The sequence below is a fragment of the uncultured Dechloromonas sp. genome (assembly GCF_945957265.1).
In the GTDB taxonomy this organism is placed as follows: domain Bacteria; phylum Pseudomonadota; class Gammaproteobacteria; order Burkholderiales; family Rhodocyclaceae; genus Azonexus.
Genome location: NZ_CAMFKO010000002.1, coordinates 157,620 through 184,046, shown reverse-complemented (window position 1 = coordinate 184,046; position 26,427 = coordinate 157,620). Strand labels below are relative to the sequence as shown.

The following is a 26,427-nucleotide window of genomic DNA, read 5'->3' as shown; positions in this document are numbered from 1 at the left end:
CGCCGCTCATCGCTTGATGGCCACTTTGCCGAGGTCCCACATCGGCAGGAAGATCCCCAGCGCCAGGATCATGACCAGCACGCCGAGCGACACGATCAGGATCGGTTCGATCTGCTGGCCGAGGGTCTTGAGTTCGTATTCGACTTCGCGCTGGTACATCTGGCCGACTTCTTCGAGCATGTCGTCGAGGGCGCCCGATTCCTCGCCGACAGCGACCATCTGCAACACGACCGGCGTGAAGAATCCGGAAGCGATGGCCGCGCGCAAGACGCTCTCGCCACGCTCGACGGTGTCGCGCATGCCTTCGATCTTGGCGGCGATATAGCTGTTGTCAACGGTCTGCGATGAATTGGTCAGCGCCTGCATGACCGGCACCCCGCTGCGCATGCCGAGGGCGAAGCTGCGCGCGAAACGGGCCATCGCCGCCTTGCGCACTATCTTGCCGGCAATCGGGAAACGCAGGGCGATCGCTTCCCACTGCATCCGCCCGGCTGGCGTAGCGACCCAGGAGCGGAAAGCGACGATGGCGGCGACCAGGCCGCCGAGCAGCACCGGCCACCAGGCCACCATGAAATTGGAGAAGCCGAGCAGGAGCCGCGTCATGAACGGAAGCTCTGCACCGAAACCCTCGAACACCTTGGCGAAGGCCGGTATGACGAAGAGGTTAACGACCACGATGGCAACCGCCATGGCCAGCACGACGAACATCGGGTAGCGCAGCGCCGATTTCACCTGCTCGCGCATGAAGCGCTCGAATTCCATGTGCTCGAACAGGCGCAGGAAGATTTCGTCAAGCAGGCCGGTGGCCTCGCCGACGCGCACCATCGAAATGTAGAAAGGATTGAATACCTTGGGATGGCGGGCCAGCGACACCGACAGCTCGCGCCCCGCCTCGAGGCTTTCGCGCACGTCGCGAATGACTTCCTTCATCGACGGATTGGTGGCCGACTCCTGCAAGCCGCTGAGGGCGCGCATGATCGGCACGCCGGATTTGAGCAAGGTGTGGAGTTGCCGCGAAAAAAGCAGGATGTCGACGTGCTCGACCTTCGGTTTGAAGAGCGACCAATCGACCGCAATCGCCGCCTTTTGGGATTTTGCCTCGCTGATGGAAACCGGCGTGATCCCGCGCCCGAGGAGCAGGTCGGCGACACCGCCGGACGAAGCCGCTTCGAGCACGCCTTCGATCAGCTTGCCGCCGGCATCCCGCCCCTTGTAGGCAAAGTTGGCCACTGCCCCTTATTCCTCGAACTGGTTGCTGATGCGCATGGCTTCGGCGATGCTGGTCCGGCCGGCCAGGGCGAGGCGCACCGCGTCCCGGCGCAGGGTTTCGCCCGCCATCTGCTGGCGTGCGACGCGCATGAATTCGCCCGGGTCTTCGTGGTTGATGGCCTCGACCACGCTGTCGCTCATTTCGAGGAACTCGTACACCCCGGTCCGCCCCTGGTAGCCGGTATTGGCGCAATGGGCACAGCCCCGGCCGTGGTGGTAGGCATGGCTGTCGACCTGGTCGGCCAGCTCGAAGCGCAGCCACTCGTGTTCGCTGGGCGTCGGCGTGTAGGGTTCGCGACAGTTGCCGCAGATGACGCGGACCAGCCGTTGCGCCACCACCATGTGCACCGACAGCGCCACCATGTAGCGCGGCACGCCCATGTCGAGCAGGCGGATCGGCGTCGAGATGGCATCGTTGGTGTGCAGCGTGGATAGCACCAGGTGGCCGGTCATGGCGGCGCGCATGCCGATCTCGGCGGTTTCCTGGTCGCGCATTTCGCCGATCAGCACGATGTCCGGATCCTGGCGCAGCACGGTGCGCAGCACGCGCGAGAACGACAGGTCGATCTTCTCGTGCACCTGCACCTGGTTCAGGCCGCCGAGCCGGTATTCGACCGGGTCTTCGACGGTGATGACCTTCTTTTCCGGGCTGTTCAGCTCGTTCAGCGCGGCATACAGCGTCGTCGTCTTGCCGGAGCCGGTCGGGCCGGTGACCAGGACCATGCCGCTCGGCCGTTTCAGCGCATGGCGGAAACGCTCGAGCACGCGCGGCGGCATGCCGATCTTGTCGAGTTCGAGCAGGCCGGTGTTCTGGTTGAGCAGACGCATGACCACCGACTCGCCGAATTGCGTCGGCAAGGTGGAGATACGCACGTCGACCGGGTTGCCGCGCACCTTGATGTTGAAGCGGCCGTCCTGCGGCAGGCGCTTCTCGGAAATGTCGAGGCCGGACATCAGCTTCAGGCGTAGGGCCACGGCCGAGGAAATCTTGGCGTCGGCCTCGGTCTGGATGTGCAGCACGCCGTCGATGCGGAAACGGATGCGCAGCGACCTTTCCTGCGGCTCGAAGTGGATGTCGGAGGCGCGCAGGCGCATCGCTTCCTCGAACACCGTCTGCAGCAGCTTGACGACCGGCGCATCCTCGGCGCCGGGGTTGAGGCCGAGCAGGTCGCCGAATTCGATCGGCACGTCGCCCAGTTCGGCCGTCAGTTCCTTGGCCAGGCCGGTGATCTGCTCGCCGCGATGGTAGACGCGGTCGACCATGGCCAGCAGTTCGCTCTCGGTGACCACGGCAAGGTCGATCTCGCGGCGCACCAGGCGGGTGATCTCGTCGTAGGCCTGGAGGTCGGTCGGATCGGACATGCCGATCTGCAGGCGGCCGTCCGCCAACTGGGCCAGGACGAGCGCGCGGAAACGCCGCGCCGGCGCCTCGGGCAGCAGCTTGATCAGGTCGGGTTTGGGGGTGAAGCTCTTGAGGTCGACGAAGGGAATCTGCAACTGCCGGGCCAGCGCCTGCGAGATGCCGGCCTCGGTGACATAGCCGCTCTCGACGAACACGCGCCCGAGCTTGCGGCCGGTGCGCTTTTGCTCGTCGAGCGCGATCTTCAGTTGTTCATCGGTCAGCAGGCCCTGCTGGATCAGCAGGTCGCCAAGCCGGATTTTTTGCGGGGGGGGCATCCCAACCTCCAAAACGCCTTAAGAAAACTCACTAACAATATGAAGTTAATGAAATAGTTTCCACAGTAGACGTTTTTGGAGGCTGCGACAAGCCCGCCATTCAAAGCGGCGGGGTAAACAATTGCAAATCAGCGATGGCGGTTGCCGTTGTGATGTTGCGCCGGGCGTCCGGAGCCCTTGCCGGCTTTCTGGGCCTGGGTTTTCGGCTGTGCCGCACCGTGCTGCGGCTTGCGCGGGCCGCGCGGTTGCTGCGGCGGGCGCGGCGCGGCAACGGCCGACTGTTCGAAGCCCTCGATCACCACGCGCTCCAGGTTGCGCTTGATCAGCTTTTCGATGTCCTTAAGGTTGCTGCGCTCGTCGTGGCAGACCAGCGAAATCGCCTCGCCCTCCATGCCGGCCCGGCCGGTGCGGCCGATGCGGTGCACGTAGTCCTCGGGGACGTTGGGCAGTTCGTAGTTGATGACGTAGGGCAGCGCGTCGATGTCGATGCCGCGCGCCGCGATATCGGTGGCGACCAGGGCCACCAGCTTGCCGTCCTTGAATTCGCTCAGGGCGCGGGTGCGGGCGCCCTGCGACTTGTCGCCGTGGATCGCCGCCGACTTGATGCCGGCCTTTTCCAGCGTCCGGGCCAGCGCGTCGGCACCGTGCTTGGTGCGGGCGAAGACCAGCACCTGGTGCCAGCCGCGCGTGGCGAACAGGTGGCAGAGCAGTTCCTTCTTCCGCTCACGGTCGGTCTCGATGACCTTCTGCGTCACCGTCTCGGCCGCCGTGTTGCGCGGCGCGACATCGACCGACACCGGGTTGTTCAGCAGGCCGGAGGCCAGCTCGCGGATTTCCGGCGAGAAGGTGGCCGAGAACATCAGGTTCTGGCGCTCCTTGGGCAGCAGCGCGATGACCTTGCGGATGTCGCGGATGAAGCCCATGTCGAGCATGCGGTCGGCTTCGTCGAGAACGAAAATCTCGATCGCCGACAGGTCGACGGTGCGCTGCTGGACGTGGTCGAGCAGACGGCCCGGCGTGGCGACCAGGATGTCGACACCGCGGCGCAGGTTGGCGATCTGCGGATTGATACCGACGCCACCGAAGACGGCCAGCGAATTGATCGGCAAGTGCTTGCCGTAGGTGCGCACGCTTTCCTCGACCTGGATGGCCAGTTCGCGGGTCGGCGTCAGGACCAGCACGCGCGGCGTGCGGGCGACGCGGGTGAGGCGGTCGTTCGACCCGGAGGCCAGGCGATGCAGGATGGGCAGCGTGAAGCCGGCCGTCTTGCCGGTACCGGTCTGGGCCGTGGCCATCAGGTCGTGGCCGGCGAGGACGGCGGGAATCGCCTGCTGCTGGATGGGGGTCGGCGTGTCGTAGCCCTGTTCGGCAACGGCGCGCTGGATTTCGGCCTTCAGGCCGAGGTCGGAAAAATGCATGGGGAGTACTCCAAAGCGAAGCGCCCGGCCGGAGCCGGGCGCCACGCAAGAATCAGATCAGTGAGAAGCCGCGCTCGAGGTCGGCCTGCAGGTCTTCCACCGCTTCGAGGCCGACCGCGATGCGCAGCAGGCCTTCGTTGATGCCGGCGGCGGCCCGGGCTTCCGGGGTGATGCGGCCGTGCGTGGTGGAGGCGGGATGGGTGATGGTGGTCTTGGTGTCGCCGAGATTGGCGGTGATGGACAGCAGTTGGCAATGATCGACGACGGTCCATGCCTGCTCGCGGCCGCCCTTGACCTCGAAGGAGACGATGCCGCCGCCGTTCTTCTGCTGCGCCTTGGCCAGTTCGTGTTGCGGATGCGACGGCAGGCCGGGATAGAAAACGCGCGCCACTTTCGGGTGCGCCTCCAGCCAGGCGGCCAGCCGGGCGGCGTTGGCGGCCTGCGCCTCGACGCGCAGCTTCAGGGTTTCCAGCCCCTTGAGCAGCACCCAGGCGTTGAAGGCCGACAACGTCGGACCGGCGGTGCGCAGGTACTTGAAGACTTCATCGGTCAGCTTCTTCGGGCCGCACACGGCACCGCCCAGCACGCGGCCCTGGCCGTCGATGTACTTGGTCGCCGAGTGGATCACCAGGTCGGCGCCCATTTCCAGCGGCTTTTGCAGGATGGGCGTGCAGAAGCAGTTGTCGACGGCGACCAGGATGCCCTTGGCGTGGGCGATGGCGGCCAGCGTGCGGATGTCGGCGATCTCGGTCAGCGGGTTGGACGGCGTTTCCAGGAAGAAGAGCCTGGTTTCCGGGCGGATCGCCGCTTCCCAGGCCGCCGGATCGGTGTGCGACACGAAGGTGGTGGTGATGCCGGTGCGCGACAGGATGTTGTTGAACAGCTGCACGGTGGCGCCGAACAGGCTGTTCGAGGCGACGATGTGATCGCCCTGCTTGAGGTGCGCCAGCACCGCGGCCATGATCGCCGCCATGCCGCTGGCCGTGGCCACGCAGTCCTCGGCGCCTTCGAGGGCGGCGAGGCGCTCCTCGAACATGCTCACGGTCGGGTTGGAGAAGCGGGCGTAGACGTTGCCCTCCTCCTCGCCGGAGAAGCGCCTGGCGGCCTGCGCCGCGCTCTCGAAGACGAAGCTGGAGGTCAGGTACAGCGCCTCGGCATGCTCGCCGAACTGGCTGCGCTCCTGGCCGGCGCGCACGGACAGGGTTTCCGGGCGGTATCCCGACGCGGCGTCGAACTTGGCCATTATTCCTGCCCGCCGTTGGCCAGGCCGAGCACCATCTGCTCGGACGAACGGCTGTCGCCGTCGTCGTCGCTGCTCTTCGCCGGCTTGCCGCCGCGCTTGCCCTCGACGGCATCGAGGTAATAGCTGTCGATGTCGCCGGTGATGTAGCAACCGTCGAAGCACGACGCGTCGAACACCGTCAGGTCGGAACGCAGGGTGGTGATCGACTGCTTCAGCGCCTCGATGTCCTGGTAGACCAGCGCGTCGGCGCCGATCTCGGCGGCGATCTGCTCGTCGGTACGGCCGGTGGCGATCAGTTCGGCACGGGTCGGCATGTCGATGCCGTACACGTTCGGGAAGCGCACCGGGGGCGCGGCGGAAGCGAAATAGACCTTGACCGCGCCGGCGGCCCGCGCCATCTCGACGATCTCGTGGCTGGTCGTGCCGCGCACGATGGAGTCATCGACCAGCAGCACGCGCTTGCCCTTGAACTCCTGGCCAACGGTATTCAGCTTCTGGCGCACCGACTTCTTGCGCATGGCCTGGCCCGGCATGATGAAGGTGCGGCCGACGTAGCGGTTCTTGACGAAGCCCTCGCGGAACGGGATGCCCAGCGCCTGCGCCAGCTGCATGGCGGACGGCCGGCTGGAATCGGGAATCGGGATGACGACGTCGATTTCCTCGACCGGAATCTGCTTCCTGACCTTCTCGGCCAGCAGCTCGCCCATGGCCAGGCGGGCTTCGTAGACGGAAACGCCGTCGATCACGGTATCCGGACGGGCCAGATAGACGTATTCGAAGATGCACGGGGCGTACATCGGCTGTTGCGCGCACTGGCGGGCATGCAGCTGGTGGTTGAGGTCGATGAAGATGGCCTCGCCCGGCTCGATGTCGCGAACCATCTGGAAGCCCAGGGTATCGAGGGCGACCGACTCGGAGGACACCAGATACTCCATGCCTTCCGGCGTTTCGTTCTGGCCGTAGACCAGCGGGCGGATGCCGTGCGGGTCGCGGAAGGCGAGCAGCCCGTAGCCGGCGATCAGCACGACCACGGCGTAGGCGCCGCGGCAGCGACGATGCACGCCGGCCACCGCCTGGAAGATGCTGTCGACGTCCAGTTCGTAGCCGTGCGCTGCCGACTGCAGCTCGTGCGCCAGCACGTTGAGCAGGACTTCCGAATCGGAATTGGTGTTGATGTGCCGGCGATCCATCCGGAACATCTCCTCCTTGAGCTGCTCGGCGTTGGTCAGGTTGCCGTTGTGACCGAGCACGATGCCGAACGGCGAATTGACGTAGAAGGGCTGCGCCTCGGCAAAGTTGTAGGCCGAGCCGGCGGTCGGGTAGCGGACGTGGCCGATGCCCCAGTTACCCGGCAGGGCGCGCATGTTGCGGGTGCGGAAAACGTCGCGCACCAGCCCCGGCCCCTTGTGCAGGTGGAAGGTATTGCCTTCCGCCGTGGCAATGCCGGCGGCGTCCTGGCCGCGGTGCTGGAGCACCATCAGGCCGTCGTAAAGCAACTGGTTGACCGGCGTTGTCGCCATTACACCGAGAATCCCGCACATATTTTTTCCTGCCTAGCTAAATCGAATTCGTTTTGCCAAATCGTCCGGCAACCAGGACCTGGTTGCCAAGACAGCTGTTTCCAGAGGCGCCGACAGGGTTGCCTGCCGCCACCAGGGCTGGGTCGGCGCCGATGTCATGCCGCCGAGACCGACCAGCACCATGCACACCAGCACGCCGCGCGCCAGACCGAAGAGCATGCCCAGGATGCGGTCCGAAACGGACAGCCCCAGGGCCTTGACCATGCTGCCAACCAGCATCCTGAACAGCGACATGACCACCAGCACCCCAACAAAAATCACCACGCACCCGGCCAGCGTGCGCAGCGCCGGGTCAGACAAGCCGGCGAACACGGAGGTTCCAACCAGCGCGCCGAACTCCACCGCCGCGACGATCGCCAGGCCCCAGGCGACCAGCGCAATGATCTCGCCGACCACGCCCCGCCACAGACCGAAGACCAAGGAGACGCCGACGATGCCGAGGGCAACGTAGTCGAATCCGGTCATGGCCTGGCCGACACGACTCCGGAAACGCCGATGCGATGCATCTTCTCCAGCGCCTTCTCGGCCGCTTCGCGATTCGGGAAGGGACCGGCACGCACGCGGGTTTTCCGGCCCTGCGGCGTGTCCAGCGGCTCGCTGAAAGTCTTGATGCCCTGCTCCGACAACTTGTCCTTCAGGTTTTTGACATTGCCTTCGTTGGAAAATGCGCCAATCAGCACCAGAAATTCTCCGCCCTTGGCCGCCGGCTTGCCGTCGGCAGCCGACTGGCCGGCCAGGATGGCGGCGGCGCGCTTGGCGTCGTCGGCCTTGGGCTTGTCGGCCGGTTTTTCGGTCGGCTTGGCAGCCGGTTTCTCGGACGCCTTCTCCGGTTTCGGGGCCGGTTTTTCGGCCGGCTTCTCCGGCGCCTTGGCTTCCTTCACGACCTCCAGCACACGGGCTGTCGGCTTGGCCGCCTGGTCGACGGGCGCCTTCGCCTCGGGCACGGGCGGCACGGCAGGCGTCGCCTTGTCCGACGGCATGACAACCGGTTTTTCAGGTGCTTTTTCCGGCGCCTTTTCGACCGGCGCAACCGCGAACTTGGGCGCGAAGGGCTTCTCGTCCTGCCCCGGAATGCGGATTTCCACGTCCTGCACGGCCTGGCGCGGCTCGTGGTCCATCACCATGGGCAAGACCATGGCCACGACCGAAACGAAGAAAATCGCCCCGACCAGACGTCGGCGGGCGCGTTTCTTGAGGTGCAGCTGAGCGTCGTTGTCGTCCATGATCAGACTGTTTTCCCGAGCGCCTCGAGCGCACCGGCTACCGTGTGGAAGGATCCAAAGGCCAGGATTCTATCACTTTCGGAGGCTTGCCCCTTGGCCGCCTGCATTGCCTCCTGCGCCGAGGCATGACAGCAGATCTCGCCGCCCAGCCCCGAGGCGAGGATGATCCCGGCCAGCTTGTCGGCCGGCGTTCCGCGCAGGCCGCCGAGGGTGGCGACATGCCACACATCGACCTTGCCCTTGAGCGGCGCCAGCGCCCCGGCGATATCCTTGTCGCCGAGCATGCCGACGACGGCCAGCGTGCGGTCGAAGAAGCCCATGCCCGACAGGTTGTCGGCCAGCACCTTGACCGCCTGCGGGTTGTGCCCGACATCGAGCACGATCGCCGGCTTGCCCGGAACGACCTGGAAGCGGCCGGCCAGTTCGGTCTCGATCAGGCCAGGACGGATGGCCTGCATGGTCACCGGCAGCTTGTCGGCAATGGCATCCAGCGCGGCCAGCACGACGGCGGCGTTGAACAGCTGGGTCGGCCCGCGCAGGCCGGGATAGGCCAGCGCCCGCTTGATCAGCTGGTCGCCGGAACGGCACCACCAGCGCCATTGCAGGCGGTTTTCGTTGCTTTCCGCCGCCGGGCGTTCGAAACCGAAGTCGCGGCCGATCAGGCGCAGGTCGGCGCCGATGGCTGCCGCGTGATCGAGCAGGCGTTGCGGCGGATTGGGATCGGCGTACAAAGCCGGCTTGCCGGCGCGATAGATGCCGGCTTTCTCGAAGCCGATAGCCTCGCGATCCGGCCCCAGCCAGTCGGTGTGGTCGAGGGCCACCGTGGTGACGACGGAAACGTCCGGTTCGTAGGCATTGACGGCATCCAGGCGCCCGCCCAGCCCGACCTCGAGAACCGCCGCCTCGACACCGGCCTCGGCAAACACTTCCCAGGCGGCCAGCGTGCCGAATTCGAAATAGGTCAGCGCCACATCGCCGGCCTTCTGCCTCGCCGCCTCGACACGCGCGAAGGCGGCGCACAGGGCCGCGTCGCTCACCGGGCGGCCATCGAGGCGGACCCGCTCGTTATAGGCCAGCAGATGCGGCGAGGTGTAGCAGCCGACCTTGTAGCCGGCCCGGGCGATGATGCTTTCGAGGTAGGCGCAGGTCGAGCCCTTGCCGTTGGTGCCGCCGACGATGATCACCGGGCAGTGCTGCGTCTGCCCGAGCGTGTCCTTGACGAGGCGGATGCGGTCCAGCCCCAGTTCGATGCCGGCCTGCCCTTTCGGATGCAGGCCTTCGAGGTGTTGCAGCCAGTCTTCTTTAGTCATCAGTTGCCAGTCGTTAGTTGCCAGTCGTTAGTTGCTAGCTAACAACTAGCGACTAACTACTAACAACTTGCTCAAGCTGCCGCCGGCAGTTTGAGCAGCAGCGCCAGCGCGCGGGCGACCTGCTCGCGCATGTCGCGACGGTCGACGATCATGTCGATGGCGCCCTTTTCGAGGATGAACTCGGAACGCTGGAAGCCTTCCGGCAGTTTCTCGCGCACCGTCTGCTCGATGACGCGCGGGCCGGCGAAGCCGATCAGGGCCTTGGGCTCGGCGATCACCACGTCGCCGACGAAGGCGAAGGAGGCCGAAACGCCGCCCATGGTCGGGTCGGTCAGGATGGAGATGAAGGGCAGGCCGGCTTCCGACAGTTTGGTCAGGGCGGCCGTCGTCTTGGCCATCTGCATCAGCGAGAACAGGCCTTCCTGCATGCGGGCGCCGCCGGAAGCGGTGATGCAGATGAAGGGCATCTTCTGTTCGACGGCATTCTGCACGCCGCGCACGAAGCGCTCGCCGAGCACGGAGCCCATCGAGCCGCCCATGAATTCGAACTCGAAGGCGGCGGCGACGACCGGGATGGTCTTGATGGCGCCCTGCAGGACGACCAGGGAATCGCTCTCGCCGGTCGCCACGTTGGCTTCCATCAGGCGATCCGGGTACTTCTTGGAATCCTTGAACTTCAGGCTGTCCACCGGCACCACTTCGGCGCCGATCTCGAAACGGCCTTCGGCATCGAGCAGCATGTCGAGGCGCTGGCGCGAATTCAGGCGGTTGTGATGGCCGCACTTGGGGCAGACCTGCATGTTGTTTTCAAGATCGGTCGCGTAGAGCACCGCCTCGCACGACGGGCACTTGCTCCACAGGCCTTCCGGCAGATTGCCGCGGCGCTGCGGGCCTTGCTCGCGCTTGATCTTCGGGGGCAGCAGTTTGGTCAGCCAGCTCATTTTTTCACCTCATCCACACCGCGCCGGATATCCGCAACCAGTGCCTTGACGTTGGCACATGCGGTTTCCGGCGTGGATTTTTCAATTTCTTCGATAATCCGGCTGCCGACGACGACGGCATCGGCAAAGGCGGCGATGCGCGAGGCCGTGGCGGCATCGCGGATGCCGAAACCGACGCCGACCGGCAGGCCGGTCTTCTCGCGAATGGCCGGCAGGCGCTCGGCCACGGCATCGACATTCAGGGCGCCGGAACCGGTCACCCCGGCCAGCGACACGTAATAGACATAGCCGCTGGCGATGGTCGCCACGTGGGCGATACGCTCCGGGCTGGAGGTCGGCGCGATCAGGAAGATCGGATCGAGGCCGTGCGCCCTCATCGCGGCGCCGAAATCCTCGGCTTCCTCGGGCGGGTAATCGACCACCAGAACGCCGTCAACGCCGGACTGGGCGGCCTTTTCGGCGAAACGCTCCAGCCCCATGGCTTCGATCGGGTTGGCGTAGCCCATCAGCACCACCGGCGTCTTGTCATCGACCGTGCGGAAAGTGCTCACCAGCTGCAGCACCTTGCGCAGCGTCATGCCGCGCGCCAGGGCGCGCTCGGACGCGCGCTGGATGGTCGGGCCGTCGGCCATCGGATCGGAGAACGGCACGCCCAGTTCGATGACGTCGGCGCCGGCTTCGACCAGGGCGTGCATCAGCGGCACGGTCAGGTCGGCATTCGGGTCGCCGGCGGTGATGAAGGGAATCAGCGCCTTGCGGCCCTCGCCATTCAGGCGTTCGAAAGCTTTTTGGATGCGCGACATCAAACGGACTCCTGCCGGGCCGCCCCAAAGGAGGCCGGCGCCCCCGCGGGGGGCAGCGAATGAAATGAGCGTGGGGGCATCAAAATACGATCCCCGACTTCTCGGCCACGGTGTGCATGTCCTTGTCACCCCGGCCGGAGAGGTTGACCAGCAGAATCTTGTCCTTGGAAAGCTGAGGCGCCAGCTTGGCGGCATAGGCCAGGGCGTGGCTGGATTCGAGCGCCGGGATGATGCCTTCGAGGCGGCACAGGTTGTGGAAGGCTTCCAGAGCCTCGGCATCGTCGATCAATTGGTACTCGGCACGCCCGATGTCCTTGAGCCATGCATGTTCCGGACCGACGCCCGGGTAATCGAGGCCGGCCGAAATCGAATGCGTCTCGATGATCTGGCCGTCCTCGTCCTGCAGCAGGTAGGTGCGGTTGCCGTGCAGCACGCCCGGCACGCCGGCGGTCAGCGAGGCGGAGTGCTTGCCCGTCGCGAGACCGGAACCGGCGGCTTCGACGCCGATCAGGCGGACGCCCTCGACATCGATGTAGGGGTAGAAGATGCCCATCGCGTTGGAACCGCCACCGACCGCGGCGATCACCGCATCCGGCTGGCGCCCGGCCATTTCCGGCATCTGCGTCAGGCATTCCTCGCCGATGATCTTCTGGAAATCGCGGACCAGCATCGGGTACGGGTGCGGCCCGGCGACCGTGCCGATGATGTAGAAGGTGTTGTGGATGTTGGTGACCCAGTCGCGCATCGCTTCGTTCAGCGCGTCCTTCAGGGTCTTCGAGCCGCTTTCCACGGGCACGACGGTGGCGCCGAGCAGCTTCATTCGATAGACGTTGGCGGCCTGGCGCTTGACGTCCTCGCTGCCCATGTACACCACGCATTCCATGCCGTAGCGGGCGGCGACCGTGGCCGTGGCGACGCCGTGCTGGCCGGCGCCTGTTTCGGCGATGACGCGCGGCTTGCCCATGCGCTTGGCGAGCATGGCCTGGCCGATGCAGTTGTTCACCTTGTGGGCGCCGGTGTGGTTCAGGTCCTCGCGCTTGAGGTAGATCTGCGCGCCGCCGAGCAGGTCGGACCAGCGCTTGGCGTGGTAGATCGGCGACGGGCGGCCGACGAAGTGCTTCAACTCGTATTCGTATTCGGCGCGGAAAGCCGGATCGGCCTGGGCGGCGGCATAGGCGGCCTTCAGTTCGTCGAGCGCGCCAAACAGCGTCTCGGCGACAAATACACCGCCATAGGGGCCGAAATGGCCCTTGGCGTCGGGGAAGTTATATTGACTCATCGGCTTTCCGTACGGCCGCCACGAAGGCAGCGATTTTTGCGTGATCCTTGATGCCCTTGCCCATTTCCACTCCCGACGACACATCGACCGCCACCGGCCTGACGCGCCGGATGGCTTCGCCGACGTTGTCCGCGTTCAGACCGCCGGAGAGCACCAGGTAACCGGGCAAACCGGGCGGAATCAGCGTCCAGTCGAAGACGTGGCCACCGCCGCCATAGCCTTCGACGAAGGCATCGAGCAGCAAGCCCCGGGCTTCGGGAAACGAGCGGGCGAATTCTACCAGATCGAGGCCCGGCCTCACCCGTGCCGCCCGCAGCCAAGGTCTTGAAAACTGGCGGCAATAGGCTGCGTCTTCGTCGCCATGGAACTGCAGGAGGTTGATCGGCAGGGCATCGCAGGCAGCCCTGACGACGTCGGGCGCCTCGTTGACGAACAGCCCGACGACATCGACGAAGGGCGGAATGCGCCGTGCCAGTTCGGCCGCCCGTTGCGGCGTCACATAGCGCGGGCTGGGCGGATAGAGCACGAAGCCGATGGCGTCGGCGCCCGCCGCCACGGCCGCATCGACATCCGCCTCGCGGGTCAGTCCGCAGATCTTGATACGGGTTCTCATGTCAGTATCCCATCGAGAAAATCGTCCGCCGGGTCCGGCAGGCCCCAGTGCGCCTCATAGACCGGGCCGCGGAAATACAGCCCGTCCGGCGAAAAGGTCGGCGCCGCCAGCTTGCGGTCCTTCATGCCCAGCAATTCGTCGACCCAGCCGGGCGCCTGGGCGCCTTTGCCGATGTGGACCAGGGTGCCGACCAGGTTGCGCACCATGTGGTGCAGGAAGGCGCTGGCCTCGAAGTCGAAGACGAGCATGCTGCCGAACTGGCGCACCGACGCGTGGGTCATCGTCTTGACCGGCGACTTGGCCTGGCACTCGGCCGCCCGGAAGGCCGAAAAATCGTGCTCGCCGAGCAGGCGGGCGGCCGCCTGCTGCATGGCGGCGACATCGAGCGGCAGATGGAACCAGCCCAGCCGGCCCTGCCACAAGCCCGGGCGCTGCGCCCGGTTGAGCAGCAGGTAGCGGTAACGCCGGCCACGGGCGCTGAAACGAGCGTGGAATTCATCTCTCACCGGCATGGCCCAGCGCACCGCCACCCCGTCCGGCAGGTTGGAATTGACGCCGCGCACCCAGGCGCTCAGCGGCCGTTCGACATCGGTATCGAAATGGACAACCTGCTGCGTGGCGTGCACCCCGGCATCGGTGCGTCCGGCGCAAAGCACCCCGACCGGCACGCCGGCGATCTGGCGCAGGGCATGCTCCAGCGCATCCTGCACCGTCCCGCCACCGGCCTGGCTCTGCCAGCCGCGAAAATTCGTGCCGCAGTATTCAACCCCAAGCGCAACTCTCACCACATCCATACTCCGACTAGCCCCGCAATACACCCCAGCACCGCCAGGCTGTCCCGGGGCGCCCATGGCACGACAAGAAAACCGAGGCTGGACGGCCCCTCGGCATGGTGCGCGCCGGCCAGCAGCATGCGCCGCCATGCCCCTTTTTCCTGGGGCGCCTGCAGGTTGTCGAGAACCAGCGACAGGCGAACGACCAGGCGCTCGGCCTTGCCGCCGAACCTGCCCCAGGGACGAAGCAGCCCCCACAAACCGCTGACCATCCCGTCCCGCCCCTGGACGGTGAACAGCCAGGCCAGCCAGAGCAGCATGACCAGCAGGCGAACCGCCTGCAAGCCGGCTTCGGCCATGCCTTCGTAGGTCGGCGCCCAGGGCTTGTCCAGCCAGGCCTCGCCCGGCGCGTTGTAGGCCAGGATCAGCCACAGCGTCAGCAGCAACCATCTGGCCCGGCGCACATAGCCCAGCCAGCGATACGCACTGCGCGGCGCCAGGGCCAGCGCCGCCACGGCCAGCAGCGCCAGGCCGGCATAGCCGACGAACTGCGCACCGACGACAGCGGCCAGCCAGACGATCAAGGCACAGGATGGATGCAAACTCAGGCTCCCCAAATGCACATGGCCCCTCGCGGGGCCATGTGCCATTCGCAAACCCGGATTCTACCCGGCTATGCGGCCGAGGATGGTTTTCGCCTGTTCGACCAGATCCACCGGCCCCTCGCTGACGACCTCCTGCAACAACTCGCGCGCCCCTTCGAGGTCACCCATCTCTTCGTAGGCCTTGGCCAGGTCGAGCTTGGTATTGACTTCCTCCCACTGCGCATCCTGCACCGGTGCCGCAGCGGCCGACGGCGCCGCCGGTTCGGCGAGCGGAGCGGCCGGCGCTTCGGGTACCGGCTCCGGCTGGGCAGAGAGGTCGAGATTGATCGAGCCGATATCGAACTCCGGAGGCGTCATCGGCTCGCCCAGGAAGACGGACTCGCTCAGCTTGACGTCGAACTCCAGCGCATCGCTATCCACCATGCCCGTATTGACGACCGTGCTGGTCAGATTCTCGGGCGAGCTCTCGCGACCGAAATTCAGCAGATCCTCGCCGCCGACGAAGGTATCCGTGCCGGCCAGCGAATTGACCACCGTGCGCGTCAGCGAAGGATCCGTGGCTGCATCGGCGCTTTCCGTGGTATCCACGGAAACCCCCTGCCCCTCGACGCCGACCCAGGTTCCCAGGCCGACATCGAAGTCCTCGGAGACCGAAGCCGACGGCATCACCAGCGTTCCCTCCGGCGAGAAATCAGGCGCCGGCACATCGGCGGACGACTGCTCCAGCAAGGACTCTTCCGGCATGTTCAGATCGAAATCGATGGCGTCGGAATCCGCCGGCGATTCGTCCCGGGCCAGCGCGACCGGCTCGGGTTCCGCAAGCGGCTGCACTTGCGGCTCCGGCTCGCCAAACTCGGCAGCCAGATCGAAATCGAGCGCATCGCCGCCCTGCAGCGCAGCCTCTTCCGCCGAAGCCTCCTTGGATTCGCTGAATTCCGGAGCAACCGTGGCCTCGCCCAGATCGAAGTCGAGGGTCATGCCATCCACGTTGTCGGCCGGATTGTCGACGACCGGGGTCGGCTCGCTCGCCAGGCCGGGCTGGAGCGGTTCCTTGGCGATGACCATGGTATCCCGCTCGACGCCGTCGGCGAATCCGATCTCGTGAAGCGCAGCGGACGGCTCGTCAACGGGCGCATCCGGCAAGTCCTCGGACGGCGGCACCGCTTCGACAACCGGCTCGGCGGCAAAGCTCTCCGGCAGGGAGGGGATTTCGGGAACGGCCTCGGGTTCGGACAGCAGGCTGTCGACAGCCGCAGCCGGCGACGGGGAGCCGCCGTAAAGCGGATTGCCGGGATCGAGTGCGGCGCCGAGCAGGGCCACCTTCTCCCAATCCGGTCCGACGCCGGCGGTCTGCGCATAGAGTTCGCTGGCGAGCGTCTCGAATTGCTTCAGGCTGCGCCGGTTGGCATAGATTTCCAGGAGCTTGGCGTGGATCGCCGTGCGCTGGGGATCCTTCTGCAATGCCTCGAGCAGGATTTCCTCGGCCTGGGTATCGCGCCCGTAGGCCATATAGACGTCGGCTTCGGCAACGGGATCGACCTCGTCTGTATCGATCGTCCCCGGTCCGGTCTGGCTGAAGTCGCCTGTCTGCGGCGGCGTATTGCCGGTATCGACGCTTTGTCCGCCCGTCATGCGGAAGACGGAATTCGGACCGAGGCTCGACGGCATCGGCGCTGCGGTCGTTTCAACCGACGAACCCTGGGTACGCCGGCGCCGCGCCACGAAATAGGCCGCCAGCAAGGCGAGCACGCCACCGCCGCCCACCAGCGGCAGCGGGTCTTCCATCAGGGAATCGACAATACCCGGCTCCTCGACGGGAGCGGGGACCGGCGGCGTCACGGCCTTCGCCGGCTCGACCGGCTTTGCCGGCGCAGCCGGCTTGACCTCCGCCGGCTTGGGCGCCTCGACCGGCTTCGGCTCCTCGGCGGCTTTCGGGGGTTCAACCGGCTTCGGCACTTCGACAGGCTTGGGCGGCTCCTCGACCTTCGGCGCCGGCTTCGGCGGCTCGACCGGCTTCGGTTCTTCCTTCTTCGGCGCCTGCTGCAACTCGGCAAGCTTCTGGCTCTTCATTTCCAGCAGCTTCTGCAACTCGCCGACGTTCTTCTCGAGAACTGCCATGCGTTCCTGCGCATCCTTCAGCGCCTTGTCGCGGGCAACCTGCTCCGCCGTCTCGGCGGCCTTGGCGGCCGCAGCCCCCTTGGCAGCGGCGTCGGTACGGGCAACCTTCAGCTGGTCCTTGGCCTGATCAGCAGGCGCCGCCTTTTCCTCGACCTTGGCGGTGATCTTGCCCGAACTGGACTGGGCGCCGCCCTCGTCGGCCTTGGCCGGCGTCTTGGCAGTGCTGGCGGCCAGTTTCTGGCGATAGTTGTTCCAGTCGCTGGTCTGGGCCACGTAGATCTTGCGCGCCTCGGCCGGAGAAACCGATTCCACGGCGGCTTTCTCGGGTATGTTCAGAATGGCGCCCGCCTTGAGGCGATTGACGTTCTGGGCGATGAACGCATCCGGGTTGCTTTGGAACAAGCCGACGAGCATCTGCTCGAGCGTGACTCCATCGTGCCTGGTTTCATCCGCGATCTTGCGCAGCGTGTCGCCGCTTTCGACGACGCGGGTATTGCCGCTTTCCGCCCTGGGCTTCGGTTCGGCCGCGACCTTCGGGACCGCAGCCGGGCGCGGTGCCGCCCTGACCGGGGCCGGGCGCTCTTCCGCGGCGCCGCCCCCGCGCACCGTTTCAACGATGCGCGCCTCGGCGACCGGACGCGAGGTTTGCCTGGCTGCGATCTCAGGCGGATCGAGCAGGAAAGTATATTCGCGAACCAGACGGCCGGCCGGCCAGTTCAGCTCGACGAGGAAATCCAGGAAGGGCTCGTTGATCGGTTTCGACGACGAGACCTTGACCACCGCCTGTCCACCGGGACGCTTTTCGACCGCGAAACGCAGGTCGAGCAGCACGCTGGCGAAGTCCACACCGGCCTGCCTGAACGCATCCTGCGGCGCCAGCCGGGCGCTCATCCCGGCCAATTCGTCCTTCGTGGCGCCGATATCCAGTTCGGCTCGCAAAGGCTGCCCCAGCCCTGACAGAACTGTCAGTTTCCCGAGACCGGCTGCCTGGGCGATCAACGGCGCGAACGACAAACACGACGCGACGGCAAGAGCCACGGCGCGCTTTTTGAATTGGGTGTGTTTAGTTTCGGTCACAGCGAAACCCTGAGGTGGAATTTGGGACTTTCAAATTAACATCATGGACTTAGCAATGCAAGCTAATCCCGCTTCTAATCTACCGACTTTTGCATATTCCCAACAAATAAAAAAACCGGGGATCAACCCCGGTTTTTATCGCAAAAATGAAACAATCAAGCGTCGAGCAGGATGCGCAGCATGCGACGCAGCGGCTCGGCCGCGCCCCACAGCAGTTGGTCGCCGCAGGTGAAGGCGGCCAGGTATTCCGGACCCATCGCCATCTTGTGCAGACGGCCGACCGGCACGGTCAGCGTGCCGGTGACGGCGGCCGGCGTGAGTTCGCGCTCGGAAATCTCGCGATCGTTCGGGACGACCTTGGCCCACTGGTTGGCCTTGGCCAGCATGTCGCTGATCTCGTCCAGCGGCACGTCCTTCTTCAGCTTGATGGTCAGCGCCTGGCTGTGGCAGCGCATGGCGCCGATGCGCACGCACAGGCCGTCGATGGGGATCGAGCCGGCAGTCTTGAAAGCCGGACGGCCGAGGATCTTGTTGCATTCGGCGCCGCCCTTCCACTCTTCCTTGGACTGGCCGCCGTCGACCGGCACGTCGATCCACGGAATCAACGAACCGGCGAGCGGGGTGTTGCGGAAGTTCTTCTTCGGGAAGGCATCGGAACGGATGGTCTCGGCAACTTTGCGGTCGATGTCGAGAATGGCCGAGGCCGGGTCGGCCAGCAGGTCGGCGACGGAGGCGTGGATACTCCCCATCTGGGCGATCAGCTCGCGCATGTTCTGCGCGCCGGCGCCGGAGGCGGCCTGGTAGGTCATCGAGGTCGCCCATTCGATCAGGTCGTTCTGGAACAGGCCGCCGAGGCCCATCAGCATCAGCGACACCGTGCAGTTGCCGCCGATCCAGTTCTTGCCGCCCTTGACCAGCGAATCCTTGATCACGTTCATGTTGACCGGGTCGAGGATGATCACCGCGTCGTCGGCCATGCGCAAGGCCGAGGCGGCGTCGATCCAGTGGCCGTTCCAGCCGGCGGCGCGCAGCTTGGGGAAGACTTCCTTGGTGTAGTCGCCGCCCTGGCAGGTAATGATGATTTCACAGGCCTTCAGCGCATCGATATCGGACGCGTTCTGCAGCGGCAGGGAAGCTTCCTTGCCGCCGAACACCGGGGCCTTGCCACCGGCGGCCGAGGTGGAGAAATAGACCGGATCGATGTAGGCGAAATCGCCCTCTTCGACCATACGCTGCATCAGCACGGAACCGACCATGCCACGCCAACCGACCAGACCAACCTTCTTCATGACTTTCTCTCCGAATAGAACCTGTATTTAACGCACGAATGTGCGTTTCGGTTTACGCCAGTGCGGCAAGCACGGCATCGCCCATTTCGCGGGTGCCGACCTTGTTGGTGCCGCGCTCGTAGATGTCGCCGGTGCGATAGCCCTGGGCGAGCACCTTCTTGACGGCGTTTTCGATGCGCACGGCCTGATCTTCCATATTGAAGGTGTAGCGCAGCATCATGGCGACCGACAGGATGGTGGCCAGCGGATTGGCCAGCCCCTTGCCGGCGATGTCCGGCGCCGAGCCGTGCGATGGTTCGTACATGCCCTTGTTGTTGGCATCCAGCGAGGCCGACGGCAGCATGCCGATGGACCCGGTCAGCATCGATGCCTCGTCGGACAGGATGTCGCCGAACATGTTGCCGGTGACCATCACGTCGAACTGCTTCGGGGCGCGCACCAGTTGCATGGCGGCGTTGTCGACCAGCATGTGGCTGAGTTCGACGTCCGGATAATCCTTGCTCACTTCGATCATCACGTCGCGCCAGAGCTGGGTGGTTTCCAGGACGTTCATCTTGTCCACCGAGCACAGCTTCTTGTTGCGCTTCTGCGCTGCCTGGAAGGCGACATGGCCGATGCGGCGGACTTCCGACTCGCTGTAGACCATGGTGTTGAAACCGACGCGTTCGCCGTTTTCCTCGCGGATGCCGCGCGGCTGGCCGAAGTAGATGTCGCCGGTCAGTTCGCGGACGATCAGGATATCCAGCCCGGCCACGACTTCCGGCTTCAGGGTCGAGGCGTTGGCCAGTTCCGGATAGAGGATGGCCGGACGCAGGTTGGCGAACAGCGCCAGGTCCTTGCGGATACCGAGGAGGCCGCGCTCCGGGCGCAGCTCGCGGGCCAGCACGTCCCACTTCGGTCCGCCGACGGCGCCGAGCAGGATGGCATCGGCTTCGGCGGTCAGCTTCTTGGTCGCTTCCGGGTAGGGCGTGCCGGTCGCATCGACCGCGCCACCGCCGATCAGGCCTTCTTCGAGTTCGAACTTGAGATCCAGCGCCTTCAGCACGCGGACGGCTTCCGCCATGATCTCCGGACCGATGCCGTCACCCGGCAAAACACAAATCTTCATTTTTCTTCCTTATCAGGAGAACAGCCACGGCTGTTCGACACGGCGCTTGGCCTCGAATTCACGGATCTTTTCGGCATGCCGCAGGGTCAGGCCGATGTCGTCCCAGCCATTCAACAGACACTCCTTGCGGAAGGCGTCGATCTGGAACGGGATGCCATGGCCATCCGGGCGGACCACCGTCTGCGCCTGCAGGTCGACGACCAGCTTGTAGCCCGGCGTCGCCTCGACCTGGTGGACCAGCGCCTCGATTTCCGCCGCCGGCAGCACGATGGGCAGGATGCCGTTCTTGAAGCAGTTGTTGAAGAAGATATCGGCGAACGACTCGGCGATGATCGCCTTGAAGCCGTAGTCGAGCAGCGCCCACGGCGCATGCTCGCGCGAGCTGCCGCAGCCGAAGTTGGCGCGGGTGAGCAGCACCTCGGCGCCCTGGTAACGCGGCTGGTTGAGCACGAAATTCGGATTCTTCGGCCGTTGCGAATTATCCTGCCCCGGCTGACCGACATCCATGTAACGCCACTCGTCGAAGGCGTTCGGGCCGAAGCCGGAGCGCTTGATCGACTTGAGAAACTGCTTCGGAATGATCGCATCCGTATCGACGTTGCTGCGGTCGAGCGGCGCCACCAGGCCTTCCAAACGAACGAACTTATCCATTAATCCACCACCTTCTGTACGGCTTCGCCACCTTTCTTGATGGCGCCGCCAACGACTTCACCCGTCTTCTGCAAGACCTCGCCGACCGCCTCTCCGCCCTTGTGCAGGGCTTCGCCGGTCTTTTCGGCACCGATCGCGACATCCTTCTTGACGCCTTGCGCCGTATTGCAGGCAGCCGACACCGCGGCCAGCATCACAACCAGGAAGAAACGCATGCGGCTCATCGCTTACAAGACCTCGCGAACATCGGCAAAACGCCCGGCAATCGCCGCGGCCGCGGCCATCGCCGGGCTGACCAGGTGGGTGCGCCCGCCCGGCCCCTGACGGCCTTCGAAGTTGCGGTTCGAGGTCGAGGCGCAGCGCTCGCCCGGCTCCAGCCGGTCGGCGTTCATCGCCAGGCACATCGAACAGCCCGGCTCGCGCCACTCGAAACCGGCGGCCACGAAAACCTTGTCCAGCCCTTCGGCCTCGGCCTGGCGCTTGACCAGGCCGGAGCCCGGCACGGCCAGGGCCAGCTTGACGTTGGCCGCGACGTGACGGCCCTTGAGCACCGAGGCGGCTTCGCGCAAGTCCTCGATCCGGGAGTTGGTGCACGAACCGATGAAAACCTTGTCGATGGCGATCTGGCTGATCGGCATGTTCGGGTTCAGGCCCATGTACTGCAGGGCGCGCTCCATGCCCTCGCGCTTGACCGGATCGGCTTCCCTGGCCGGATCGGGTACGACGGCATCGATCGCGACGACCATCTCGGGCGAGGTGCCCCAGGTCACCTGCGGGCGAATGTCCTCGGCCTTCAGCGTGACGACGCGGTCGAACTGGGCGCCGGCATCGGAATGCAGGGTGCGCCAGTGGGCCACGGCGCGATCCCAGGTTTCGCCGGTGGGCGAGAAGGGGCGGCCCTTGAGGTAATCGATGGTGGTGTCGTCGACCGCCACGAAGCCGAGGCGGGCGCCGCCTTCGATGGCCATGTTGCACAGGGTCATGCGACCTTCCATGCTCAGGCCGCGGATGGCGCTGCCGCCGAATTCGATGGCGTAGCCCGTGCCGCCGGCCGTGCCGATGGTGCCGATGATGGCCAGGGCCACGTCCTTGGCGGTCACGCCCTTGCCCAGCCTGCCTTCGACGGCGACCAGCATGGTCTTCGAGCGCTTCTGCAGCAGGCACTGGGTAGCCAGCACGTGCTCGACCTCGGAGGTGCCGATGCCGTGCGCCATGCAGGCGAAGGCGCCGTGCGTCGAGGTGTGCGAATCGCCGCACACCACGGTCATGCCGGGCAGCGTGGCGCCGTTTTCCGGGCCGACCACATGGAGAATGCCCATGCGCGGGTCCTTGAACGGGAAATAGGCCAGCGCACCGACCTCGCGGATGTTGGCGTCCAGCGTCTCAACCTGCTGACGGGAAATCGGATCCTTGATGCCCTCGTCCCAGTGATCGGTCGGCGTGTTGTGGTCCGGCGTCGATACGATGGACGAGACGCGCCACGGCTTGCGACCGGCCAGCTTGAGGCCTTCGAAAGCCTGCGGGCTGGTCACTTCGTGAATGAGGTGACGATCGATATAGAGAAGTGCCGTGCCATCCGCTTCCTGATGGACGACATGGTTTTCCCAGAGCTTGTCGTAAAGTGTCTTCGGCATGGAAGGTAAAGTAGGCCGTAAAACCTTGAATTATTGCACAGGATTCGTCGTTTTTTCCCTTGCCGCAGGCAACGCCGCCGGGCGGTCCCTGACCCAGCCCCAAATCAGGAACCAGCCTGCCAGCGCGAACAGCGAGCCCAGCGTAAACGTCCAGCCGGAACCCAGCCAATCCCAGGTCCGCCCGCTGATCAAGCCGCCCAGCAAACCGCCCGCGCCAAACGACAGGCTGGAGTACAAGGCCTGCCCCCGTCCCTGCACCTTGCCGGGAAACCATTGATTGACGGCGGCAATCGCCGAAGCGTGGTAGGCCCCGAAGGTCAGCCCGTGCAGCAACTGCACCACGATCATGATCGCCACCGATTCGACGCCCCAGCCCATCATCAGGAAGCGCAGCACGGCAGCGGCGAAACTGGCGAGCAGGATGGTCCTCAGCGAATAGCGGGTCGCCAGCCGCGCCATGAGCATGAACACGACGATCTCGGCCAGCACGCCGAGCGACCAGAGCAAGCCGACCTCCGTCTTGCTGTAGCCGTGCGCATCGAGGTGGATGGAATAGAAAACGTAAAACGCGCCATGCGCCGCCGACATCGCGAAACAGGCCGCCATCAGCGCCATCACCCGCGGCTGGCGAAGAATGTCGCCGATCGGCTGCGCATCGCGGGCATGGACCACCGGCGGCGCCTCGGGCAAGGTCAGCGCATAGCCCAGTATGCCGAGCAGGATCGCCCAGCAGACCCACAGCACACCGACCGCCGACGTCCGGTCCAGCAGGGCGCCGGTGACCATGACCGCGACGATGAAGCCGACCGATCCCCACAAGCGGATGCGGCTGTAGCAGCCGCGCTCGTCGCGCAGGTGATCGAAGGTCAGGGTCTCGACCAGCGGCAGCGCGGCGCTCCAGAAGAAGGCGAGCACCGCCATGGCGAGCAACATTCCCGGCAGGCGGTCGAGCCAGAAAAAGGCCGTGAACCCGGCCAGCCCGATCGCCCCCGCCAGACGGATGATGAACAGCCGCCAGCCGAAACGGTCAGCCAGCCACCCCCAGAGATTCGGCCCGAACAGGCGCATCAGCTGCATCTGCGACATCAGCAGCCCGATGTCCCACGCCGAGAAGTTCAACGACTGGAGGTAAAGCCCGAAATAGGGCGAAAACGCGCCAATGAAGGCGAAGTAGAAAAAGTAGTAGCCCGAGAGGCGCCAGTAAGGCAAGGAATGCATCCGGCGATTCTACCGGATGCATGCCCGGGCGAAGGCCGGATCAGGCCTTGACGGACTGCTGGCCGGCGCGGAAGGCCAGCAGCATGTGATAGAGCTCGTCCTTCAGCTTGACGCGCTGCTTCTTCATGTCTTCCATCGTGAAATCGGCAACGGGCATGTCGTGCGCTTCCAGATCCTCGACCTTGCCGGTCAGCCGGTCGTAGGAGGCAAACAGCTTGGCGAAATGGGCGTTGCCGGCCTTCAGCGCATGGATTGCATCGTGAAATTCCGGAAAATCCTGATGGAGATCGTGGTGATCGACTTGCATGTTTCCCCCTGTAACGACAAACCCGCCAAAGAGCGGCAAACGATTGAATATTCTACGCGGTTTCACCCGGGATACGCGGCGTCGGACAGATGACATCGGCACATTGGGCACGATGCCGCAAGGCATGATCCATCAGCACCAGGGCGAGCATCGCCTCGGCAATCGGTGTCGCGCGAATACCCACGCAGGGATCGTGACGCCCCTGGGTCGCCACCTCGATGGCTTGCCCGTGAATATCGACCGAATGGCGCGACTGCGCAATCGAGGACGTCGGCTTGATCGCCATATTGACGACAATCCGCTGCCCCGTGGAAATGCCGCCCAGCACGCCGCCGGCATGATTGCTGGCGAAGCCCTGCGGCGTCATTTCGTCGCCGTGCTCGCTGCCCTTCTGCGCCACCGAGGCGAACCCGGCGCCGATTTCGACGCCCTTGACCGCGTTGATGCCCATCATCGCGTAGGCGATCTCGGCATCCAGCCGGTCATACACCGGCTCACCCCAACCGGGCGGAACCCCGGCGGCGGTCACGGTGATCCTTGCCCCGACGGAATCAAGCGACTTGCGCAGGCTGTCCATGTAGCTTTCGAGTTCGGGAACGATGGCCGCATTGGGCGCGAAGAAGGCGTTGCCGTCGATGTCGTCGGCCGAAACGAACGGAATCTCGAGCGGCCCCAGTGCCGACATCCAGCCGCGGATGGTCACGCCATAACGCTCGTTCAGCCACTTGCGAGCAATCGCCCCGGCCGCCACGCGCACCGCCGTCTCGCGCGCCGATGAGCGGCCGCCGCCGCGGTAGTCGCGGAAACCGTATTTCTGCGTGTAGGTGTAGTCGGCATGCCCCGGACGGAAGGTCTCCGCGATGTTGCCATAGTCCTTGCTGCGCTGGTCCTGGTTGCGGATCAGCAGCCCGATCGGCGTCCCCGTCGTCTTGCCTTCGAAGACACCGGAGAGGATCTCCACGCTATCCGGCTCGCGGCGTTGCGTGACATGGCGCGACGTTCCCGGTTTGCGCCGGTCCAGTTCGGCCTGGATATCGGCCTCGCACAGCGCCAGGCCGGGAGGGCAGCCATCGACGACACAGCCGATGGCCGGACCATGCGACTCGCCAAAAGAGGTAACGGTAAACAGGGTGCCAAATGTATTGCCGGACATGGGAAAAATAGGTGCTTTCGAAACGTGATAGTCTATCACGTCGGCCACATCCCCGTTTCCGGCCGGCACAAACGACAAGGGCGGCCCGGGCCGCCCTCCACTGTATGCGCCAGACGCTCAGCCCGCCGGCGTTTCGCCCGGCCAGTTCTTGATGTAGCTCTTCAGCATCTTGTTCTCGAGGCTCTGCTCCTCGAGCACCGCCTTGGCCACGTCGAGAAAGGAGATGACCCCCATCAGGGTTCCGCCATCGACCACCGGCAGGTAGCGCGAGCGCTTCTCGATCATCAGGCCGCGCAACTCGTTGACCTCCATCGCCGGATAGGCCGTGACCGGGTCCTTGACCATCACCTCGCCGACCGTCAGCCCTCCCGGTGCCGAACCGTTCTTGCGCAGAGCCGACAGCACCTCGCGGAAGGTCAGCATCCCCACCATGCGCCCGCCATCCATGACGACCAGCGAACCGACATCGAGATCCGCCATGGAGTCGATGGCGAACGCCAGCGACTGCTGCGGCGTCACCGTGTACAGCGTTCCGCCCTTGACGCGAAGAATTTCCCGAACCTGCATGACGCTCTCCATGAATGAAGAATGATTGACCTGACCGATCTTAGAACATCCCCGGCGAATCTGGAAGAACGCCGCATCGGCCACCCACCCTGCGGATCGCGCCGGGCATCAAAAAAACTATCGGCGTATTTAATAAATTTAATCAATTTTGAGGTTGCATAACGTCATAGGCATATATATACTTCGCCATATTACCTAAGTCATACTTCGCTACGATGCTTGGGTAACCCGATTACACCAGCGTATGGAGAATGAATATGAGTACCGTCAAGACAATCGAGAAGATCGATGCCCGTGAAATCCGCCGCAAGCTCGGCCTGAACCAGCAGCAATTCTGGTCCACCCTGGGCGTGACCCAGAGTGGCGGCTCCCGCTACGAAAGCGGCCGCAACATGCCGAAGCCGGTCCGCGAACTGCTGCGCCTGGTTCACGTCGAGCAGGTCGACATCAAGACCATCAAGCGCGAAGACTGGGAAGTCGTCGAATACCTGAAGACCCAGGAACCGGAACTGTTCAAGTCGCTGAAGAAGTCGGCTCGCAGCCACGCCAAGAAAGCCGCCTGATCTTGCCC

Annotated in this window: 25 protein-coding genes; 1 reads left to right on the top strand and 24 read right to left on the bottom strand. The window is 65.0% G+C overall.

The features are described from left to right. Positions 1-6: 6 nt before the first annotated feature. The 24 genes from Q0P59_RS02155 to Q0P59_RS02040 all read right to left on the bottom strand — a co-directional run bounded on the left by Q0P59_RS02155 (position 7) and on the right by Q0P59_RS02040 (position 25,856). Positions 7-1,230, bottom strand: a complete 1,224-nt coding sequence (locus tag Q0P59_RS02155; RefSeq protein ID WP_295003018.1) for a type II secretion system F family protein — start codon at positions 1,228-1,230, stop codon at positions 7-9. Positions 1,231-1,236: 6 nt separating this feature from the next. Beyond that, on the bottom strand, positions 1,237-2,946 hold the full coding sequence (locus Q0P59_RS02150) for a GspE/PulE family protein (RefSeq protein WP_295003016.1): 1,710 nt from the start codon (positions 2,944-2,946) through the stop codon (positions 1,237-1,239). Between the two features lie 128 nt (positions 2,947-3,074). Next, the gene (locus tag Q0P59_RS02145) at positions 3,075-4,364 is read right to left on the bottom strand and encodes a DEAD/DEAH box helicase (protein ID WP_295003014.1); all 1,290 of its coding nucleotides are present in this window, start codon (positions 4,362-4,364) and stop codon (positions 3,075-3,077) included. A 52-nt stretch (positions 4,365-4,416) separates the two neighbouring features. Further along, positions 4,417-5,607: an O-succinylhomoserine sulfhydrylase gene (locus Q0P59_RS02140; protein ID WP_295003013.1), complete on the bottom strand. Its 1,191-nt coding sequence runs from the start codon at positions 5,605-5,607 to the stop codon at positions 4,417-4,419. Continuing rightward, positions 5,607-7,148: an amidophosphoribosyltransferase gene (gene purF, locus Q0P59_RS02135; RefSeq protein ID WP_295003011.1), complete on the bottom strand. Its 1,542-nt coding sequence runs from the start codon at positions 7,146-7,148 to the stop codon at positions 5,607-5,609. Before purF ends, Q0P59_RS02140 begins: the two co-directional genes overlap by 1 nt. Before the next feature lie 12 nt (positions 7,149-7,160). Next, complete coding sequence (locus tag Q0P59_RS02130; protein WP_295003009.1) at positions 7,161-7,652, bottom strand: CvpA family protein; 492 nt, start codon at positions 7,650-7,652, stop codon at positions 7,161-7,163. Then, complete coding sequence (locus Q0P59_RS02125; RefSeq protein ID WP_295003008.1) at positions 7,649-8,410, bottom strand: SPOR domain-containing protein; 762 nt, start codon at positions 8,408-8,410, stop codon at positions 7,649-7,651. Before Q0P59_RS02125 ends, Q0P59_RS02130 begins: the two co-directional genes overlap by 4 nt. 2 nt (positions 8,411-8,412) lie before the next feature. Then, positions 8,413-9,720 carry a bifunctional tetrahydrofolate synthase/dihydrofolate synthase gene (gene folC / locus Q0P59_RS02120; protein WP_295003006.1) on the bottom strand — a complete coding sequence of 436 codons (1,308 nt, stop codon included), beginning with the start codon at positions 9,718-9,720 and terminating at the stop codon, positions 8,413-8,415. A 71-nt stretch (positions 9,721-9,791) separates the two neighbouring features. Continuing rightward, entirely contained in the window at positions 9,792-10,661 is an 870-nt protein-coding gene (gene accD / locus Q0P59_RS02115; protein ID WP_295003004.1) for an acetyl-CoA carboxylase, carboxyltransferase subunit beta, read from the bottom strand. Next, positions 10,658-11,464: a tryptophan synthase subunit alpha gene (gene trpA / locus Q0P59_RS02110; protein WP_295003002.1), complete on the bottom strand. Its 807-nt coding sequence runs from the start codon at positions 11,462-11,464 to the stop codon at positions 10,658-10,660. The genes accD and trpA overlap by 4 nt, the downstream gene beginning before the upstream one ends. Positions 11,465-11,543: 79 nt before the next feature. Beyond that, complete coding sequence (gene trpB, locus Q0P59_RS02105) at positions 11,544-12,743, bottom strand: tryptophan synthase subunit beta (RefSeq protein ID WP_295003000.1); 1,200 nt, start codon at positions 12,741-12,743, stop codon at positions 11,544-11,546. Beyond that, entirely contained in the window at positions 12,730-13,356 is a 627-nt protein-coding gene (locus Q0P59_RS02100; protein WP_295002998.1) for a phosphoribosylanthranilate isomerase, read from the bottom strand. The genes trpB and Q0P59_RS02100 overlap by 14 nt, the downstream gene beginning before the upstream one ends. After that, positions 13,353-14,141, bottom strand: a complete 789-nt coding sequence (gene truA, locus Q0P59_RS02095; RefSeq protein WP_295002996.1) for a tRNA pseudouridine(38-40) synthase TruA — start codon at positions 14,139-14,141, stop codon at positions 13,353-13,355. The genes Q0P59_RS02100 and truA overlap by 4 nt, the downstream gene beginning before the upstream one ends. After that, on the bottom strand, positions 14,138-14,731 hold the full coding sequence (locus Q0P59_RS02090) for a hypothetical protein (RefSeq protein ID WP_295002994.1): 594 nt from the start codon (positions 14,729-14,731) through the stop codon (positions 14,138-14,140). The genes truA and Q0P59_RS02090 overlap by 4 nt, the downstream gene beginning before the upstream one ends. 63 nt (positions 14,732-14,794) lie before the next feature. Continuing rightward, the gene (locus Q0P59_RS02085) at positions 14,795-17,791 is read right to left on the bottom strand and encodes a FimV/HubP family polar landmark protein (protein ID WP_295002991.1); all 2,997 of its coding nucleotides are present in this window, start codon (positions 17,789-17,791) and stop codon (positions 14,795-14,797) included. Between the two features lie 293 nt (positions 17,792-18,084). Then, positions 18,085-19,218 carry an aspartate-semialdehyde dehydrogenase gene (gene asd, locus Q0P59_RS02080; RefSeq protein ID WP_295002988.1) on the bottom strand — a complete coding sequence of 378 codons (1,134 nt, stop codon included), beginning with the start codon at positions 19,216-19,218 and terminating at the stop codon, positions 18,085-18,087. A 52-nt stretch (positions 19,219-19,270) separates the two neighbouring features. After that, on the bottom strand, positions 19,271-20,326 hold the full coding sequence (gene leuB / locus Q0P59_RS02075; protein ID WP_295002985.1) for a 3-isopropylmalate dehydrogenase: 1,056 nt from the start codon (positions 20,324-20,326) through the stop codon (positions 19,271-19,273). A gap of 12 nt (positions 20,327-20,338) precedes the next feature. Next, positions 20,339-20,977 (bottom strand): 3-isopropylmalate dehydratase small subunit, encoded by a 639-nt coding sequence (gene leuD / locus Q0P59_RS02070; RefSeq protein ID WP_295002983.1) that lies wholly within the window; start codon positions 20,975-20,977, stop codon positions 20,339-20,341. After that, positions 20,977-21,201: an entericidin EcnAB gene (locus tag Q0P59_RS02065; RefSeq protein WP_295002981.1), complete on the bottom strand. Its 225-nt coding sequence runs from the start codon at positions 21,199-21,201 to the stop codon at positions 20,977-20,979. Before Q0P59_RS02065 ends, leuD begins: the two co-directional genes overlap by 1 nt. A gap of 3 nt (positions 21,202-21,204) precedes the next feature. After that, positions 21,205-22,611 carry a 3-isopropylmalate dehydratase large subunit gene (gene leuC / locus Q0P59_RS02060; RefSeq protein WP_295002979.1) on the bottom strand — a complete coding sequence of 469 codons (1,407 nt, stop codon included), beginning with the start codon at positions 22,609-22,611 and terminating at the stop codon, positions 21,205-21,207. Positions 22,612-22,641: 30 nt separating this feature from the next. Continuing rightward, positions 22,642-23,829, bottom strand: coding sequence for a major facilitator superfamily domain-containing protein 6 (locus tag Q0P59_RS02055; protein ID WP_295002977.1), 1,188 nt, complete (start codon positions 23,827-23,829; stop codon positions 22,642-22,644). 40 nt (positions 23,830-23,869) lie between these two features. After that, a complete protein-coding gene (locus Q0P59_RS02050; protein ID WP_295002976.1) occupies positions 23,870-24,136 on the bottom strand; it encodes a YdcH family protein in 267 nt (88 codons plus the stop codon). Positions 24,137-24,188: 52 nt separating this feature from the next. Further along, the gene (gene aroC, locus Q0P59_RS02045) at positions 24,189-25,289 is read right to left on the bottom strand and encodes a chorismate synthase (RefSeq protein ID WP_295002974.1); all 1,101 of its coding nucleotides are present in this window, start codon (positions 25,287-25,289) and stop codon (positions 24,189-24,191) included. A 117-nt stretch (positions 25,290-25,406) separates the two neighbouring features. After that, positions 25,407-25,856 (bottom strand): CBS domain-containing protein, encoded by a 450-nt coding sequence (locus Q0P59_RS02040; RefSeq protein ID WP_295002972.1) that lies wholly within the window; start codon positions 25,854-25,856, stop codon positions 25,407-25,409. Positions 25,857-26,113: 257 nt separating this feature from the next. Here Q0P59_RS02040 and Q0P59_RS02035 point away from each other — a divergent pair, with 257 nt between their 5' ends. Then, entirely contained in the window at positions 26,114-26,419 is a 306-nt protein-coding gene (locus tag Q0P59_RS02035) for a transcriptional regulator (RefSeq protein ID WP_295002970.1), read from the top strand. The last annotated feature ends 8 nt before the right edge of the window (positions 26,420-26,427 follow it).